This is a genomic window from Halomonas sp. DN3 (assembly GCF_024137905.1).
Lineage (GTDB): Bacteria > Pseudomonadota > Gammaproteobacteria > Pseudomonadales > Halomonadaceae > Halomonas > Halomonas litopenaei.
The window spans coordinates 261,414-278,104 of record NZ_CP099965.1; the positions used below are offsets into that span (position 1 = coordinate 261,414).

Annotated in this window: 14 protein-coding genes; 10 read left to right on the plus strand and 4 right to left on the minus strand. The window is 64.3% G+C overall.

The window, feature by feature from the left end; genetic code table 11:
- The first annotated feature begins 133 nt into the window (after nt 1-133).
- The 10 genes from rimP to NKF27_RS01235 all read left to right on the plus strand — a co-directional run bounded on the left by rimP (nt 134) and on the right by NKF27_RS01235 (nt 12,395).
- Nucleotides 134-595, plus strand: coding sequence for a ribosome maturation factor RimP (rimP, locus tag NKF27_RS01190; protein ID WP_045992269.1), 462 nt, complete (start codon nt 134-136; stop codon nt 593-595).
- A gap of 73 nt (nt 596-668) precedes the next feature.
- Complete coding sequence (gene nusA, locus NKF27_RS01195) at nt 669-2,162, plus strand: transcription termination factor NusA (protein WP_108131788.1); 1,494 nt, start codon at nt 669-671, stop codon at nt 2,160-2,162.
- Nucleotides 2,163-2,189: 27 nt separating this feature from the next.
- Nucleotides 2,190-4,727: a translation initiation factor IF-2 gene (gene infB, locus NKF27_RS01200; protein WP_045992267.1), complete on the plus strand. Its 2,538-nt coding sequence runs from the start codon at nt 2,190-2,192 to the stop codon at nt 4,725-4,727.
- A gap of 21 nt (nt 4,728-4,748) precedes the next feature.
- Complete coding sequence (rbfA, locus tag NKF27_RS01205) at nt 4,749-5,165, plus strand: 30S ribosome-binding factor RbfA (protein WP_108131787.1); 417 nt, start codon at nt 4,749-4,751, stop codon at nt 5,163-5,165.
- Nucleotides 5,165-6,118 carry a tRNA pseudouridine(55) synthase TruB gene (gene truB / locus NKF27_RS01210; protein WP_222516166.1) on the plus strand — a complete coding sequence of 318 codons (954 nt, stop codon included), beginning with the start codon at nt 5,165-5,167 and terminating at the stop codon, nt 6,116-6,118. The genes rbfA and truB overlap by 1 nt, the downstream gene beginning before the upstream one ends.
- Nucleotides 6,119-6,208: 90 nt before the next feature.
- A complete protein-coding gene (gene rpsO, locus NKF27_RS01215) occupies nt 6,209-6,478 on the plus strand; it encodes a 30S ribosomal protein S15 (RefSeq protein ID WP_045992264.1) in 270 nt (89 codons plus the stop codon).
- 492 nt (nt 6,479-6,970) lie between these two features.
- A complete protein-coding gene (gene pnp, locus NKF27_RS01220; RefSeq protein ID WP_253554999.1) occupies nt 6,971-9,103 on the plus strand; it encodes a polyribonucleotide nucleotidyltransferase in 2,133 nt (710 codons plus the stop codon).
- A 107-nt stretch (nt 9,104-9,210) separates the two neighbouring features.
- The gene (locus NKF27_RS01225; RefSeq protein ID WP_253555002.1) at nt 9,211-10,443 is read left to right on the plus strand and encodes an MFS transporter; all 1,233 of its coding nucleotides are present in this window, start codon (nt 9,211-9,213) and stop codon (nt 10,441-10,443) included.
- Between the two features lie 115 nt (nt 10,444-10,558).
- On the plus strand, nt 10,559-10,861 hold the full coding sequence (locus tag NKF27_RS01230) for a hypothetical protein (protein ID WP_253555004.1): 303 nt from the start codon (nt 10,559-10,561) through the stop codon (nt 10,859-10,861).
- Nucleotides 10,854-12,395 (plus strand): sodium:solute symporter, encoded by a 1,542-nt coding sequence (locus NKF27_RS01235; protein ID WP_253555007.1) that lies wholly within the window; start codon nt 10,854-10,856, stop codon nt 12,393-12,395. Before NKF27_RS01230 ends, NKF27_RS01235 begins: the two co-directional genes overlap by 8 nt.
- Nucleotides 12,396-12,570: 175 nt before the next feature.
- Here the strand turns inward: NKF27_RS01235 and NKF27_RS01240 are convergent, their stop codons facing one another.
- The 4 genes from NKF27_RS01240 to NKF27_RS01255 all read right to left on the minus strand — a co-directional run bounded on the left by NKF27_RS01240 (nt 12,571) and on the right by NKF27_RS01255 (nt 16,663).
- Nucleotides 12,571-13,746: an acetyl-CoA C-acetyltransferase gene (locus NKF27_RS01240; protein WP_108450007.1), complete on the minus strand. Its 1,176-nt coding sequence runs from the start codon at nt 13,744-13,746 to the stop codon at nt 12,571-12,573.
- A gap of 241 nt (nt 13,747-13,987) precedes the next feature.
- Entirely contained in the window at nt 13,988-14,695 is a 708-nt protein-coding gene (locus NKF27_RS01245; RefSeq protein ID WP_108450006.1) for an HAD family phosphatase, read from the minus strand.
- A 58-nt stretch (nt 14,696-14,753) separates the two neighbouring features.
- Nucleotides 14,754-16,061 (minus strand): TRAP transporter large permease, encoded by a 1,308-nt coding sequence (locus NKF27_RS01250; protein WP_108131780.1) that lies wholly within the window; start codon nt 16,059-16,061, stop codon nt 14,754-14,756.
- Nucleotides 16,058-16,663: a TRAP transporter small permease gene (locus NKF27_RS01255; RefSeq protein ID WP_253555010.1), complete on the minus strand. Its 606-nt coding sequence runs from the start codon at nt 16,661-16,663 to the stop codon at nt 16,058-16,060. Before NKF27_RS01255 ends, NKF27_RS01250 begins: the two co-directional genes overlap by 4 nt.
- Nucleotides 16,664-16,691: the final 28 nt, after the last annotated feature.

Here is a 16,691-nt window from a genome sequence, read left to right on the forward strand (position 1 = left end):
CCCTTCCTGTGAAGGGGCTTTTTGTTAGCAGCTTGCCGGGGCTCGCCCGGCGGCGCGAACGCCAATCAGCCACCTGACTTTCCTGTTCACTCCCGGCCAGGTGCTGATGCAACGGCTGTAGGAGCTTTCATTCGTGGCGACCAAAGATGCTGCGCTAAATGCGTTGATCGAACCGGTGGTAACGGCCATGGGGTTCGAGCTCTGGGGTATCGACTATCTGTCCCAGGGAAAACATTCCCGTCTGGTGATTTACATCGATCACGCCGATGGCGTCAGTGTCGACAACTGTGCCGATATCAGTCGACAGGTCAGCGCCATCATGGATGTCGAGGATCCCATCGCCGGGGAGTACCGTCTCGAGGTGTCTTCGCCCGGGATGGATCGTCCGCTGTTCCGTCTCGATCAGTTCTCCCGTTACGCTGGCCATCACGTGGCTCTGAAGCTGCGCGCTCCCTTCGAGGGTCGGCGCAAGTTCCAGGGCGTGCTCGCCGGAACCGAGGGTGACGAGGTGCTGGTGCAGATCGACGGTGAGGAATACTGCTTTCCGATCGACGGCATCGATCAGGCGCGGGTGGTTCCTCAGTTTGACGAGTGACGCTCACTGATGCGCGACGACTGATGCGCGACAAGAGAGAACAAGGATCGGTTTTTTGGCGAGGCTTTAAGGCATGAGTAAAGAAATTCTGGCGGTCGTTGACGCGATCTCCAACGAGAAGGGTGTCCCCCGCGAGGTCATCTTCGAAGCCGTCGAGGCGGCGCTGGCCAGTGCCTCGCGCAAGCGCTTCGAGGATGAGGAAGCCAGCGTCCGCGTACACATCGATCGGATGACCGGCGAGTACGAGACCTTCCGCCGCTGGGTGGTGGTCGAGGACGATGACTTCGACGGACCCGACGCCGAGATCAAGCTGACCTTCGCCGAAAAGCGGGATCCGCCGCTGGGCCTGGGTGACGTGGTCGAGGAGCGCATCGAGAATGCGGCCTTCGGTCGTATCGCCGCCCAGACCGCCAAGCAGGTCATCGTGCAGAAGGTGCGCGAGGCCGAGCGTGCCGAGGTCGTGCGCATCTATGCCGAGCGTGAAGGTGAACTGGTCGCGGGTATCGTCAAGAAGACGACACGTGACGGCCTGATCATTGACCTGGGCGACAACGCCGAGGCCTTCCTGCCGCGCAGCGAGATGATCCCCGGTGAGCGCTACCGCATGAACGAGCGGGTGCGCGCACTGCTGGTCAAGGTCGACGCCGAGGCGCGTGGCGCCCAGTTGATCCTGTCGCGCACCAACCCGCAGATGATCATTGAGCTGTTCAAGATCGAGGTTCCCGAGATCGCCGAGCAGCTTATCGAGATCAAGGGTGCGGCGCGTGATCCGGGCTCCCGGGCCAAGATCGCGGTCAAGACCAACGACCGTCGCATCGACCCGGTGGGCGCTTGCGTCGGCATGCGCGGTTCGCGCGTGCAGGCGGTGTCCTCCGAGCTGCAGAACGAACGCGTCGACATCGTGCTGTGGGACGACAATCCCGCACAGCTGGTGATCAACGCCATGGCCCCGGCCGACGTCGCCTCCATCCTGGTGGATGAGGATGCCCACGCCATGGACGTGGCCGTCGCCGAGGACAACCTGGCCCAGGCCATCGGCCGCAGTGGCCAGAACGTGCGTCTCGCGTCCGAGCTGACCGGCTGGCGTATCAACGTCATGACCGAAGCCGACGCCGAGGCCAAGCGCGACCAGGAAATCGACAGTCTGGTCGAGCACTTCGTTCAGCACCTGGACATCGATGATGATGTCGCTCGGCTGCTGGTCGAGGAAGGTTTCACCTCGCTTGAAGAGGTGGCCTACGTACCGGTCGAGGAAATGCTGGAAATCGAAGAGTTCGACGAAGACCTCATCGAGGAGCTTCGAGCTCGCGCCAAGGACGAGCTCTTGAACCTGGCCATTGCCTCCGAGGAGGAACTGGACGGAGCCCAGCCGGCGGATGATCTGCTGGAGATGGACGGAATGGAGCGCCATCTGGCCTTCATCCTGGCCAGCCGTGGCATCAAGACCATGGAAGATCTGGCTGAACAGTCTGTCGATGATCTGGTGGACATCGAAGAGGTGGACGAAGAGCGCGCCGCGGCATTGATCATGACCGCCCGTGCGCCTTGGTTCGAGAGCGAACAGTAACAGGGTCACGGGCTGAGGAGGGTCGTAATGTCAGAGATGACCGTTAAGGATTTTGCAGCGAAGGTGGGGCGTGAAGTGCCCCGTCTGCTGGAACAGATGAAAGAAGCCGGACTCGAGCACAAGTCGGAAGCCGACGCCGTGTCCGAGGAAGACAAGCGCAAGCTGTTGGACTTTCTGACCAAGAGCCATGGCGGTGGCAGCGGTGTGGGCGCGGCTGCGCGCAATCGCATCACCCTGACCCGCAAGACGCGCAGCAAGATCAAGACCAGCGAGCGCGGCAAGACCATCGAGGTTCAGGTCCGCAAGAAGCGCACCTACGTCAAGCGTGACGAGGCCCAGGAAGAAGCCCCGGCGCCGGTCGAGGACCACGGTCCGCGTCAGCTGGTAGGCGACATGGCCGATTCTCGTGCACGTCGCGAGGCCCAGGAGGCCGAAGAAGCCAAGCAGCGCGCCGAGCAGAAGGCGAGCCAGGACGCCGAGCAGGCCGCCAAGGCCAAGCGCGAGGCCGAAGAGGCCGCCGTCGTGCCCGACATTCCGGTGCCCGAGCTCGACACCTCTGCCCCGGCTGGCGACGAGCCGCCGGCGCCGCCCAAGGAAGGTCGTGGCGACGTGCGTCGTGCCGCCGTCAAGAAGGCCGCCGCCAAGACCGGCAAGAAAGGCCGTGGCGAGCGTGACGACGACGATCGCAGCGACCGCGAAGAGCGTCGTCGTGGCGGTGGCAAGAAGGCCAAGCGCGCCGAGCGTCGTGGCAGCCGTCGTGGCGGCAGCCAGGGCAACGGCAAGCATGGCTTCCAGAAGCCGACCCAGCCGATCGTGCGTGAGGTCTCGATTCCCGAGTCCATCTCGGTGGCCGAACTGGCCGACAAGATGTCGATCAAGGCCAACGAGGTCATCAAGGCCATGTTCACCATGGGCGCCGCGGTGACCATCAACCAGACCATCGACCAGGACACCGCGGCTATCGTGGTGGAAGAAATGGGCCACACGCCCAAGCTGGTCAAGGACGATGCCCTCGAGACCGAAGTGCTCGAAGCCATCTCCTACGAGGGCGAGGAAATCACCCGCTCTCCGGTGGTCACGGTCATGGGTCACGTCGACCACGGCAAGACCTCGCTGCTCGACTACATTCGTCGTGCCAAGGTGGCCACCGGTGAAGCCGGCGGTATCACCCAGCACATCGGTGCCTACCACGTCGAGGACGACAGCGACGGTGTGACCTTCCTCGACACCCCTGGTCACGCGGCGTTCACCGCCATGCGTGCCCGTGGTGCCAAGGCCACCGACGTGGTCATCCTGGTGGTGGCGGCCGACGACGGTGTCATGCCCCAGACCATCGAGGCGGTAGAGCACTCCAAGGCTGCCGAAGTGCCGATGGTGGTCGCGGTCAACAAGATCGACAAGCCGGAAGCCGATCCCGACCGGGTCAAGAACGAGCTGTCCCAGCACGGCGTGATCTCCGAAGAGTGGGGTGGCGACACCCAGTTCGTCCACGTCTCCGCCAAGTCTGGTGAAGGCATCGAGGAGCTGCTGGAAGCCGTTCACCTGGTCTCCGAGGTGCTCGAGCTCAAGGCGGTCCCGAGCGCACCCGGCAAGGGTGTGGTGGTCGAGTCTCGCCTCGACAAGGGTCGCGGCCCGGTGGCCACCGTGCTGGTCCAGAACGGTACCCTGAAGAAGGGCGACATCGTGCTGGCCGGTCTGCACTACGGCCGTGTGCGTGCCCTGACCAACGAACTCGGCAAGCAGGTCGACGCCGTGGGTCCCGCCATGCCGGTGGAGATCCAGGGTCTCGATGGCACCCCGGAAGCCGGTGACGACTTCATGGTCGTGGCCGACGAGAAGAAGGCGCGTGAAGTCGCCAACTTCCGCCAGGGCAAGTACCGCGAGATTCGCCTGGCACGCCAGCAGAAGGCCAAGCTGGAGAACATGTTCTCCCAGATGGGCCAGAGCGAGGCCGCCAAGGTCAACATCGTGCTCAAGGCCGACGTCCAGGGTTCCCTGGAAGCGATCAAGGGCGCCCTCGAGGAGCTGTCCACCGACGAGGTGCAGGTGTCCGTGGTGTCCTCCGGTGTTGGCGGTATCACCGGTACCGATGCCAACCTGGCACTGGCCAGTGAGGCCATCGTGGTCGGCTTCAACGTGCGTGCCGATGCGGCCGCCCGCGAGATCATCGAGCGTGAAGGTCTGGAGCTGCGCTACTACAGCGTCATCTACCACCTGATCGACGAGGTCAAGCAGGCCATGAGCGGCATGCTCGAGCCCGAGTGGAAGGAAGAGATCGTCGGTATCGCCGAGGTCCGTGACGTCTTCCGCGCGCCCAAGATCGGTGCCGTGGCTGGCTGCATGGTGGTCGAGGGTACGGTCTTCCGTAACAAGAAGATCCGCGTGCTGCGCGACAACGTGGTCATCTACGAAGGCGAGCTCGAGTCGCTGCGCCGCTTCAAGGACGACGTCCAGGAAGTGCGCAACGGCATGGAGTGTGGCATCGGGGTGAAGAACTACAACGATGTCCAGGTCAACGACAAGATCGAGGTCTTTGACCAGGTCAAGGTCGAGCGCACGCTGTAAGCGTTCGAGGAGTCGTCATCCATGCGCGAATTCAAGCGTACCGACCGAGTGGCCGACCAGCTCCAGAAGGAGCTGGCGGTCCTGATCCAGCGCGAGGTCAAGGACCCGCGCCTGGGGATGGTCACCGTGAGCGGGGTCGAGGTCAGTCGTGACCTCGGCTACGCCGATGTCCATATCACCCTGCTGGGTGAGCAGGACCCGGAACGGATCAAGGAAAACCTCAAGGTGCTCAAGCGCGCCGGCGGTTTCCTGCGTAGCCAGGTGGCGCGTCGCATCAAGCTACGTCACGTGCCGGAACTGCGCTTTCACTATGACGAAAGCGTGGTGCGTGGTCAGCACCTGTCATCGCTGATCGAAGAGGCGGTGGCCAGCGATCGCTCTCGCCAACCCGAGGGGGATGACGAGAACGACAGCGGCGAGGACGGGGCCAAGGACTGATGGCCCGTCGTCGTCGAGGACTGCCGATCGATGGTGTACTGCTGCTGGACAAGCCCAAGGGCATGTCCAGCAACTTTGCACTGCAACGGGCGAGGCGCCTGTACCAGGCCCAGAAGGCCGGCCATACCGGTACCCTGGATCCCATGGCGACAGGTCTTCTGCCGGTGCTGTTCGGTGAGGCCACCAAGTTTTCCAACCAGCTGCTCGAGGCCGACAAGGTGTACCGCACCCGGGTCGAGCTCGGGCAGAGCACCGATACCGGTGACGCCGAAGGCGAGGTCATCGCCGAGGCGCCGGTGCCGGCGTTGGAGCACAGCGACGTCGCGTCGGTAGTGGCGAATTTCATCGGCGAGCAGGATCAACTGCCGCCGATGTATTCCGCGCTCAAGCACCAGGGGCGCAAGCTCTACGAACTGGCGCGAGAGGGCAAAAGCGTAGATCGTGCAACCCGGCGGATAAGGGTGTATGATGCTCGGCTACTTTCCGCCAGCCTCGAGGGCGAGTCCCCAGGATTCGACCTTGAGGTCCGGGTCAGCAAGGGCACCTATGTGCGTACGCTGGCCGAGGACATGGCCAAGGCGCTGGGTTGCGAAGGGCATATCTCGCAGCTCAGACGGCTGAAGACCGGCCCCTTCGATGCCGACGGCATGGTCGATTTCGACACGCTCGAGGCCCAGGACGACGGCCAGCGCCAAGCGCGCCTGGCACCGATCGACAGTCTGCTTCAACACCTCCCGGCTCATCGCCTCAGTGAGGCAGGTGTCCAGGCCCTGCGCTTTGGACGCCCGGCACGCGGTGAGCTCGAGGGCGGCGATTCGGCCATGGCCGAGGAGTCGTTGTATCGCCTCTATCAGGGTGAGTCCTTTATCGGTCTCGGTCTGGTCGAGCCTACCGGGGATATCGTGCCCCGGCGCCTTCTGAGCACGTTCGTCGCGGGCTCAGGGCAAGACTGACCCCCTCAAGGGGTTGCGGCAGCTGGAGACTGCAAATATGCGTGGTCTCCGACATTCATCATTCAGGCATATTGCTTACTGGAGAGACAGATGGCACTTACCGCCGAACAGAAGGCCGAAATCGTCAACGAATACGGCCGTGGTGACAGCGACACCGGTTCCCCCGAGGTTCAGGTGGCCCTGCTCAGCGCCAACATCAACGGCCTGCAGGATCACTTCAAGACCAACAAGCAGGATCACCACTCCCGTCGTGGCCTGATCCGCATGGTCAACCAGCGCCGCAAGCTGCTTGACTACCTCAAGCGCAAGGACTTCGAGCGCTATCAGTCCCTGATCCAGCGTCTGGGTCTGCGTCGCTAAGACGCAAGGCGCTTGCAAAGACCTGGGCGTCAGGACTTCGAGGCTTTTCATCGTCCCTGATCCAGCGTCTGGGTCTGCGTCGCTAAGACGCAAGGCGCTTGCAAAGACCTGGGCGTCAGGACTTCGAGGCTTTTCATCGTCCCTGATCCTGCGTCTGGGTCTGCGTCGCTAAGACGCAAGGCGCTTGCAAAGACCTGGGCGTCAGGACTTCGAGGCTTTTCAAAGTCCCTGATCCAGCGTCTGGGTCTGCGTCGCTAAGACGTATTTGCAGCAAGCGCGACAAGGCTTCCTTCGGGAAGCGGCGTCAGACAACGGGCAGCCCCACGGGGCTGCCCGTTGTCGTTGGTGGTACAGCGTTGTGCGCGGTCGCGGCAGGCAGCGGCGGCCACTTGAAACTCCCTTGACCTTTGTGGTGGCCCTCGCGGGCTTGACCCCCTAAAATAGTCGCCGAGTCAAAAACGACCCAAACATCGAAAAGTAAAGGAAGTCGCCGTGAATCCGGTCAAGAAGACGTTTCAGTACGGTCGCAGCACCGTCACCCTGGAAACCGGGCGCATCGCCCGCCAGGCCACCGGTGCCGTGATGGTCACCATGGACGACACCGTGGTGCTGTGCACCGTGGTGGCCAGAAAGGAGGCCAACCCGAGCCAGCCTTTCTTCCCGTTGTCCGTCCACTACCAGGAAAAGACCTACGCGGTCGGCAAGATTCCCGGCGGCTTCTTCAAGCGTGAAGGGCGTCCCACCGAGAAGGAAACCCTCACCTCGCGACTGATCGACCGTCCGATCCGTCCGCTGTTCCCCAAGGGCTTCATGAACGAAGTCCAGGTCATCTGTACCGTGCTGTCCACCGATCGTAACCACGATCCGGACATTGCCGCGATGATCGGCACCTCGGCGGCGCTGGCGATTTCCGGCGTGCCCTTCAATGGTCCCATCGGCGCCGCTCGCGTGGGCTTCAATGAAGAGCGTGGCTACTTCCTCAACCCGACCGTCGAGGAACTCGGTGGCTCCGAGCTGAACATGGTCGTGGCCGGTACCGAGAAGGCCGTGCTGATGGTCGAGTCCGAGGCCGAGGAGCTGCTCGAGGACGAGATGCTGGGCGCCGTGCTGTTCGGCCACCAGGAAATGCAGACCGTCATCCAGGCGATCAACGAACTGACCGCCGAGGCCGGCAAGGCCAAGTGGGAGTGGCAGCCCGCCGCCGAGAACACCGCGCTCAAGGAAGCCCTGGCCCAGGGCTTCGAAGCCAAGGTCGGCGAAGCCTACCGCATCACCGACAAGATGCAGCGCCAGGATGCCCTGTCCGCGCTCAAGGCCGAGGCCGTCGAGAAGCTGGCCGGTGACGAAGACGGCAAGTTCGAGGCCTCCGAGGTCGAAGGCGCCTTCGCCGGTCTCGAGAAGCGTGTGGTGCGTGCCCGCGTGATCAAGGGTGAGCCGCGTATCGACGGCCGCGACCACAAGACCGTGCGTCCGCTGGCCATCGAAGCCGGTACCCTGCCCAAGACCCACGGCAGCGCCATCTTCACCCGTGGCGAGACCCAGGCGGTGGTGGTCGCGACCCTCGGCACCCTGCGTGACTCCCAGCTGATCGAGTCGCTGGAAGGCGAGCGCAAGGACCGCTTCCTGCTGCACTACAACTTCCCCCCCTACTCGGTGGGCGAGGCCGGCTTCATGGGCGGTCCCAAGCGTCGCGAGATCGGCCACGGTCGTCTGGCCCGTCGTGGCGTCCAGGCCATGCTGCCGGCGGAAGAAGACTTCCCCTACACCATTCGCGTGGTCTCCGAGATCACCGAGTCCAACGGCTCCAGCTCCATGGCCTCTGTCTGCGGCACCTCGCTGGCACTGATGGACGCCGGCGTGCCGATCAAGGCACCGGTGGCGGGTATCGCCATGGGCCTGGTCAAGGACGCTGACGGCTACGCCGTGCTGACCGACATCCTCGGCGACGAGGATCACCTCGGCGACATGGACTTCAAGGTGGCCGGCAGCGCCGAGGGTGTGACCGCCCTGCAGATGGACATCAAGATCGAGGGTATCGACGAGCAGATCATGGAAACGGCCCTGAACCAGGCCCATGAGGCGCGGATCAGCATCCTCGAGCAGATGAACAGCGTGATCGCCGAGAGCCGCGCCGAGGTCTCCGACAACGCGCCCTCCATGGCCACCATCAAGATCGACCCGGACAAGATCCGCGACGTCATCGGCAAGGGTGGCGCCACCATCCGCAAGATCTGCGACGACACCGGCGCCTCCATCGATCTGGATGACGACGGCACCGTGCGCATCTACGCCGAGGACAAGAAGGCCGCCAAGAAGGCCATCGATACCGTGCTGGCGATCACCGCCGAGGCGGAAATCGGCAAGCTGTACCGTGGCAAGGTGGTGCGTATCGCCGACTTCGGCGCCTTCGTCAACATCATGCCGGGTACCGACGGCCTGGTGCACATCTCCCAGATCGTGCCTGAGCGTGTCAATGACGTGCGTGACTACCTCAACGAGGGTGACGAGATCGTGGTCAAGGTGCTCGACATCGACAACCGCAATCGCGTCAAGCTGACGATCAAGGAAATGACCGAAGAAGAGAAGGCTGCCTTCGAAGCCGAGGAAGCCGAAACCGAGATCTGATCGCACTCGGTGTCTGACGCCCCCGTCGCTGACGCCACGGGGGCGTTTTTGTGTGTGTCCCGGTGATGCCCCTGTAGGCGCGCCCACCGGGCGGTAACGAGATGGACATGACGCAACTCGATTCCTCTTCGGCCGCGCCCGCCAAGGCCACCACCCGTCGCCGCGACTGGTGGGCCGTGGTCAGTGTGATGGCCGGCATCTTCCTGCTGGTGACCGCCGAGCAGCTTCCCATCGGGCTTTTGTCCCAGCTCGCTTCCTCACTGGGCGTCAGCGAGGGCAAGGCGGGCTTGATGATCACCGTGCCCGGGGTAGTGGCAGCGTTCGCCGCGCCGCTGTTGCCGGTGGCGGTGGGGCGGCTCGATCGCCGCTACCTGCTGACCGGGCTGATGGCCCTGATGGCCCTGGCCAGTATCCTCGGTGCGTTGATGGACAGCTTTGGCTGGCTGCTGGCCACCCGGGTGCTGATCGGCTGCTGCATCGGCGGCTTCTGGGCCATCGCCGGTGGACTCGCCGGCAGGCTGGTGGCGCTCGAGCAGGTGCCGCGGGCGATGTCGCTGATCTTCAGCGGCGTCGCCGCGGCCACGGTGCTGGGGGTGCCGGCGGGGACCTGGCTGGGTGACGTCAGCGACTGGCGTACCGCCTTCGCCGCCCTCGGCGGCCTGAGTGTGGTGGTGTGCATCGGGCTGTGGCACCTGTTGCCGAGCCTGCCTGCCCATAAGCCGGTGCGACTGGCGAGTCTCGGCGGGCAGCTCAGGGTACCCGGTGTGTGCATCGGCGCCCTGGCGACCGCGCTGATCGTGGTCGGCCACTTTGGCGCCTACACCTTCGTCAGCCCGATCCTGCAGCGTCTTGGCGGGGTGGAGCTGGGCGACGTCTCTCGCCTTCTGCTGCTGTTCGGCGCGGCGGGACTCGCCGGCAACTTCATTGCCGGTAGCCTCGCCGGTCACCGGCCCTACCTCACGGTGCTGCTGATACCCTTGGTGCTGGCGGCCACGACCCTGGCCTTTCCCTGGCTGGGTACCCGCCCGTTCAGCGCCACGGTGTTGCTGATGCTCTGGGGGCTGGTGTTCGGCGGTATCTCGGTCAGCCTGCAGACCTGGATCCTGCGCTCGGCCACCAATCCCGAGGCGGCCACCGCCATGATGGCTTTCGTGTTCAACCTGTCGATCGGCCTTGGTGCCCTGTCCGGCGGCCAGGTGGTGGATGCGCTCGGGCTATCGGCGGTGCTGCTGGCGGCGGGAGGGCTGTTCGTGGTGGCGGCGCTGCTGATCGCAGTGACCCCTTCGCGGGTGGTCAGCCGGCAGGGAACCAGGCCGCCCGGGACGCCTTCGCGGACTTGATCCCGGGCATGGCGCAGGGCGTCAGCCCTTATGGCGAGTCGTGGCAGAGGGTAACCTCGGCTCGCTTTCGTTCTTGTTATTTGATGATGGACTTACCGTGAGCCGAGGAGCCTCGATGTCTTCTTCCCTTGTTGTGCCAACGAGCCTGCGTGGCTGGCTGGTGCTGGCGGCGTCCGTCGCCGTCTTTGCTGCGGGCATCTGGCCCGTGATCGCGCTGGTCAATCAGGCGCGACTGGTGCTGGGCCTGCCGGCGCTGGTGGCCTGGAGCTATCTGATCCTGGTCGGCTGTACGCTGACGATGCTGCTGGGCAATCGCCTGCTCCATCGGCGCCAGGACGAAGCCGGCGAGCAAGCTGGCAATGGCGAGAAGGGCGCAAGGGTCGGAAAGGTGGGAAAGGGCGGGGGCAGCGATGAGTGAGTGGTTGCCGCTGAGTCTGACCCTGGGCTACGTCCTGCTGGCGCTGATCATCGGTCTCGGCGGGCGCGCCGGGCGCTCGTCGAACGCGCTGGAGGAGTGGGGCGTGGCCGGGCGCAGCATGGGCCCGGTGACGCTGTATCTGTTGATCGCCGCCGGCAGCGTCAGTGCCTACACCTTCATGGGGGCGCCGGGCTGGGCCTACGCCAAGGGCGTGCCGGTGTTCTACGTGGTGGTCTACCTGGGCTACCTGGCACTGGTGGCCTGGTACTTCGGGCCCCGGGTATGGGCCTTCGGTGCCCACTTCGGCCATGTTACTCAGGCCAGTGCCATCGCCGATCGCTACCAGAGCCCGGGGCTCGGTGCCCTGGCGGCGCTGGTGATGGCGATCGGCTCGCTGGCCTACGCGGTGCTGCAGACCATCGGTTCGGCCTACATCCTCAACGTGATGAGTGGCGGGCGCATCCCGATCTGGCTGGGCGTGCTGATCGTGCTCGGCGCCATTGCGGTCTATCTCACCCTGCGCGGACAGCGGGCCATCGGTCGTACCAACGTCTTCCAGGGCATACTGATGTTCGCGGTAGCCTGGACCGTCGGTCTGTGGGCCACCCACAGCGCCACCGGCCAGTGGGGGTTTGACGAGGTGTATCGCCAGGCCCTCGCCGAGCGCCCGGAATTTCTGACCCTGCCCGGCGCCGGCGGCGACATGAGCTTCGCCTTCTGGACCACCTCGATCATCGTCTCGATGCTGTCATTCATGCCGCCGGTGTGGACCCAGTGGATGAGCGCTACCTCGGCGCGCACCCTACGGCTCTCTGCCACCTGGCTGCCCAGCTACTATCTGGTGATCCTGCCGCTGGTCACGGTGGGCTTTATCGGCGTCTTCGCCCTGCCGGGGCTCGAGCGTGCCGATACCGTGGTGCTCGAGTACGCCATGGCCAACTTGCCGGTGCTGCTGGTAGGGCTGCTCGGCGCCGGCACCCTGGCCGCCTCGATGTCCTCGTCCGAGCCCTTTATCCACTCGGTGGCGCTGAGCCTCAGCCGCGACGTGATAGGGCCCTGGGCCGGCTTCAGCGATGAGCGTGCCGGGCGCTGGGCCAAGCGCTTGATCGTGCCCTTGATGGCGTTGGTGATTGCGCCGCTGGCGATCGCCGAGCCGGGGAGCCTGGTGATGATCCTGCTGATCGGTCTCGGCTTCGCCTCCCAGGTGCTGCCAGCCTTCATCGGCATGTTCTTCTGGCCCCGGGCCAACGCTCGCGGCGTGACCGCCGGCATCCTGGCGGGCTTTGTGGTGACGGTGGCCTGCATCACCCTGTGGCCGCATCCGCTGGGCATCCATGCCGGCTTCTGGGGGCTGTTGGTCAACCTGCCGGTGTTCGTCGTGACGAGCCTGGCAAGCGCCCCTACCGATCGTGCCGTGGTCGAGCGCTTCTTCCGACTGGCGGCGCCCGCCTGGGCGGAAAAGCGGTGGGGAGCCCACCGGGAAGAGCGTCATGGCCGAGCGACAAGAGGAAGGGCGGTAGACAACGGGGTGTGAGCCCTGGCGCCCGAGGCGACAGCGAGCGCGTCCTGGGGGCGCTCAACGTGGCATGAAAAAGGCCCCTGCTGGGCAGGGGCCTATGTGGGCAGTGCTTACTTCGCAAGTGCTAACTTGGCCAGTGCTTGATTGGCGAGGGCCTGTCGGTCAGCGCCTTCTTGCGTCGAGACACCGATCAGCGCTCGATAGCCAGCGCCACGCCCTGACCGCCACCGATACACAGGGTAGCAAGGCCCTTCTTGGCGTCGCGGGCGATCATCTCGTGGACCAGGGTCACCAGCACGCGGCAGCCGGAGGCGCCGATCGGGTGGCCAAGGGCGATGGCACCGCCGTTGACGTTGATCTTGTCGGTATCCCAGCCGAGTTCCTTGTTGACCGAGATGGCCTGGGCGGCGAAGGCCTCGTTGGCCTCGACCAGATCCAGCTCATCGATGCTCCAGCCGGCCTTCTCGAGGCAGCGGCGGGTGGCCGGGGCCGGGCCGATGCCCATGATCGCCGGGTCGACGCCGGCGTTGGAGTAGGCCTTGATGCGTGCCAGCGGCTCCAGGCCGAGCTCCTTGGCCTTGTCGGCGGAACACAGCATGACCACGGCGGCGCCATCGTTGAGCGAGGAGGCGTTGCCGGCGGTCACGCTGCCGTCCTTCTTGAACGCCGGACGCATGGTGCCGAGTTTTTCTGCGGACACTTCGCGCGGGTTCTCGTCGGTGTCGAAGACCACCGGGTCGCCCTTGCGCTGGGGAATCTCGATCGGCACGATCTGGCCCTTGAAGCGGCCTTCCTTGATCGCGGCGGCGGCCTTCTGCTGGGAGGCGGCGGCGAAGGTGTCCATCTCCTCGCGGGTGACACCGTACTTCTCGCCGAGGTTCTCGGCGGTGATGCCCATATGGTAGTTGTTGAAGGCGTCCCACAGGCCGTCATGGACCATGGTATCGATGGCCTTCCAGTCACCCATGCGCTGGCCGTTGCGTGAATTGGGCAGCACGTGCGGGGAAGCCGACATGTTTTCCTGACCGCCGGCGATGATCACCTCGGCGTCGCCGAGCATGATCGCCTGGGCGCCCAGATGCAGGGCCTTGAGGCCGGAGCCACAGACCTTGTTGATGGTCATGGCGGGCACGGCGTCGGGCAGGCCTGCCTTGATGGACGCCTGACGGGCGGGGTTCTGGCCGACACCTGCGGTCAGCACCTGCCCCAGCAGGACCTCGTCGACCTGTTCCGGCTTGACGCCGGTCTGTGCCAGCACGTCCTTGATCACGGCGGCGCCAAGGTCGCTGGCGGGAATGCCGGCGAGGGAGCCACCGAAGGCGCCAACGGCGGTACGGCGTGCAGCAACGATCACCACTTCTTGCATGGAGTGTCTCCTGACTTTAAGGGGCTGTCCCGTCAGCATAGGGAGCCTTGTGCAACGCGGCAATCCCTGTATGCCCGGTTTCGACGGGGGACTTTAGTATAGCGATCAAGATCAATTCGCGAGCCGTTGTGGTCAATCGCGCATAGAGCACCGACGATCGCTAAAGTAGCAAAGAGTGGCGAAAAGACCACCGGTTGGCCTGGGGGGGCCTGGACGAGTGTCTCGCAGCGCCCTGGCCCGGTCACTCGGTGGCGGCGACGCCCCGCTGGTGGCCTCGCCGCTCCAGGTTCAAGCGCTCGATGGCTGTCACCAGTTCGCTGGCGTGGGTGATGGCGATGGCGCCCTCCGGGGTGTGCTCCTCGTCGGGAAAGTGGTTGATGTGGATGACCTGCATGCCGGCCTTGAGTCCGGCTTCCACCCCTACCGCAGCGTCGTCGATCACCACGCAGTTCTCCGGTTCGGCGCCCATGCCTTCGGCGGCGGCGAGATACAACCCGGGGTCCGGCTTCCACACCTGCAACTCGTAGGCGCTGTAGAGATTGTCGCCGAAGTGCGGCGCCAGTCCACTGGTTGCCATGGCCAGGCGGATCTTGGCCAGCGGGCCGTTGGAGGCCACCGCCTTGGGGTGGCCGGAAAGCGCTGCAAGGGCTTCCGGGATGCCCGGAACCGGGGTCAGCTCGGCCTTCATGCGCGCGGCCATGTTGTCCCGCAGGCGATCCTCCATGACGTCGCGCCGGGCGTCATCGAGGGCGCCGAAGCGTTGCTCGAGTTCGAGCACGATGTCGAGAAAGCGCACGCCGCGAAACTCCTCCATGTACTGCTCGGGCGTGAACGGCAGGCCGAAGTCGGGGAAGGTCTCGGCCATGGCCCGGGCGAGCAGCGGCTCGCTGTCGACCAGGGTGCCGTCGGAGTCGAACAGCAGGCAGAGGGGGGCGGTGGTGTCGGACATGGATACCTCAGAAAAGGAGGAAGGCCGCGACCGTGGGGACGGTCGCGGCGGATGATGATCAGACGAAATCCGGCGCGATCAGGCGCGGGATTGCCAGAACGATGTCGGGAAAGACGATCAGCAGCAGAATCACTGCCAGCATTACCGCTAGATACAGCAGGGTGGTGGCGAGCGCTTTCAGCAGCGGAATGCCTCCGATCTTGGCGGAAATCATCAGGCAGAGTCCATAGGGCGGCGTAATGAGGCCGAGCCCCAGCGCCATGACGCCGATGACACCGAATTGCACCGGATGCACCCCGGCCTGCATCGCCAGCGGCTGGAAGATCGGTGCCATGATGGCCATGGCGGGCAGCGAATCCATGAAGGTGCCGATGAGCAGCATCACCAGCGTCATGATGATCAACAGGGTCACCGGGTTGGTGATGTTGACGCCTTCCATCAACTTGGGCGGGATCTGATAGAAGCTGATTAGATAGCCGAAGATGGCCGCGCCCACCAGACTGAAGAGCGAGAGCGAGCACAACCGCACGGTATCGGTCGAGGCGTCGAGAACCTGGCGAAAGCTCAGCTCCCGGTAAACGATGAAACCCAGTATCAGGGCGTAAAGCACGGCGATTACCGCCGCTTCGGTGGGGGTTACGATACCCAGGGTAATACCGCCGATGATCACCACCGGGATGCCTGCGGCGAGTAGTCCGTCCTTGCTGGAGCTGGCCAGTTGGCGCCAGCTGGCTCGGGGGCGTACCGGCACCTGGTAGCGCCGCACGTAGCCCATGTTCATCAGCAACTGGGCGACGCCAATCATTACCCCCGGAAGAATCCCGCCCAAGAAGAGCCCGGCGATGGAAGTATTGGTCAGGGCGCCCCATACGATCATGTTGATCGATGGAGGAATGATGATGCCCATGACTGAGGATGCGGCGGTCACGGCCACAGCGAAGTGCGTGGGGTAGCCTTCACGCTGCATGGCCGGGATCAGCACGGTACCGACACCGGCACTGTCGGCGGTGGACGAACCCGACACGCCGGCGAACAGCATGCTGACCATGACGTTGACGTGGGCAAGCGCCCCCTTGACGTGACCGACGAGACGCATGCAAAGAGTGATCAGGCGGTCGGTGATGCGTGCGGCGTTCATCAGATTGCCGGCCAGCAGGAACAACGGCACAGCCAGCAGCACAAAGGAGTCCATGCCGTTGTACATGCGCTGGAACATGACCCAGTAGGTCAGGCGAGGATCGAGGATGACCATGCCTACTGCGGTCAGCACCAGGGCCATGGCGATGGGTACACCAACAACGATAAGCACGCCGAGCAGGCCAAACAGCAGCCATGGCAGGATAAAGATGGCATCCATGGAGATCATGATGGCCTCCCGGCGCCGGTTCTCTGTTGAGGCGCATCCAGGTCGAGATGGTGTTCTTGCTGGGCCGCGATGGCCTCCTGCACGGGATCTGGCGTGTTCATGGCGGCTTCCATGGCATCAAGGCCGTCGAGCACGGCCCGGGCCAGACGCTCAAGTGCGAATAGCACGATGAACAGGCCACAGACCATAAAGGCCGAATAGACGAAGATCATTGAAAGCCCCGAGGCGGTAGCGCTGCGGCGTAGGCCTGAGGCGGCGAATTCCTGGCCATACACGACGAAGATGACACCGACTGCAAGGCATGCCAGGTCACGGATCCAACGGGTTAGGCGATCGGCACGAGTGCCACGGGGAAAGGCCTCGAGTACGAAGTGATCGGCGTGAAGCACGCCGATGGCGGTGCCCAGCATGATCATCCACTGGAAGGCAAACCGGCTGAATTCTTCGGTCCAGTAAAGGCGTGGCAGCAGCGGCAGGTTCCGGCTGACGATCTGGTAGATGATCATGGCGATAAAACCGAACAGCAACGCCAGCAATATCCAGTGCAGTAGTTTCTCGAGCACGCGATTCGCGCGCGAGAGCATGTTCAGGAAGAGCCTCATGGTCTCATCCTCTTGAAGGTTGGCACCG

Coding starts and splice junctions, on each gene's coding strand:
- nusA (WP_108131788.1), top strand. CDS start 669: ATGAGTAAAGAAATTCTGGCGGTCGTTGACGCGATCTCCAACGAGAAG.
- infB (WP_045992267.1), top strand. CDS start 2,190: ATGTCAGAGATGACCGTTAAGGATTTTGCAGCGAAGGTGGGGCGTGAA.
- rbfA (WP_108131787.1), top strand. CDS start 4,749: ATGCGCGAATTCAAGCGTACCGACCGAGTGGCCGACCAGCTCCAGAAG.
- truB (WP_222516166.1), top strand. CDS start 5,165: ATGGCCCGTCGTCGTCGAGGACTGCCGATCGATGGTGTACTGCTGCTG.
- rpsO (WP_045992264.1), top strand. CDS start 6,209: ATGGCACTTACCGCCGAACAGAAGGCCGAAATCGTCAACGAATACGGC.
- NKF27_RS01225 (WP_253555002.1), top strand. CDS start 9,211: ATGACGCAACTCGATTCCTCTTCGGCCGCGCCCGCCAAGGCCACCACC.
- NKF27_RS01230 (WP_253555004.1), top strand. CDS start 10,559: ATGTCTTCTTCCCTTGTTGTGCCAACGAGCCTGCGTGGCTGGCTGGTG.
- NKF27_RS01235 (WP_253555007.1), top strand. CDS start 10,854: ATGAGTGAGTGGTTGCCGCTGAGTCTGACCCTGGGCTACGTCCTGCTG.
- NKF27_RS01240 (WP_108450007.1), bottom strand. CDS start 13,746: ATGCAAGAAGTGGTGATCGTTGCTGCACGCCGTACCGCCGTTGGCGCC.
- NKF27_RS01245 (WP_108450006.1), bottom strand. CDS start 14,695: ATGTCCGACACCACCGCCCCCCTCTGCCTGCTGTTCGACTCCGACGGC.
- NKF27_RS01250 (WP_108131780.1), bottom strand. CDS start 16,061: ATGATCTCCATGGATGCCATCTTTATCCTGCCATGGCTGCTGTTTGGC.
- NKF27_RS01255 (WP_253555010.1), bottom strand. CDS start 16,663: ATGAGGCTCTTCCTGAACATGCTCTCGCGCGCGAATCGCGTGCTCGAG.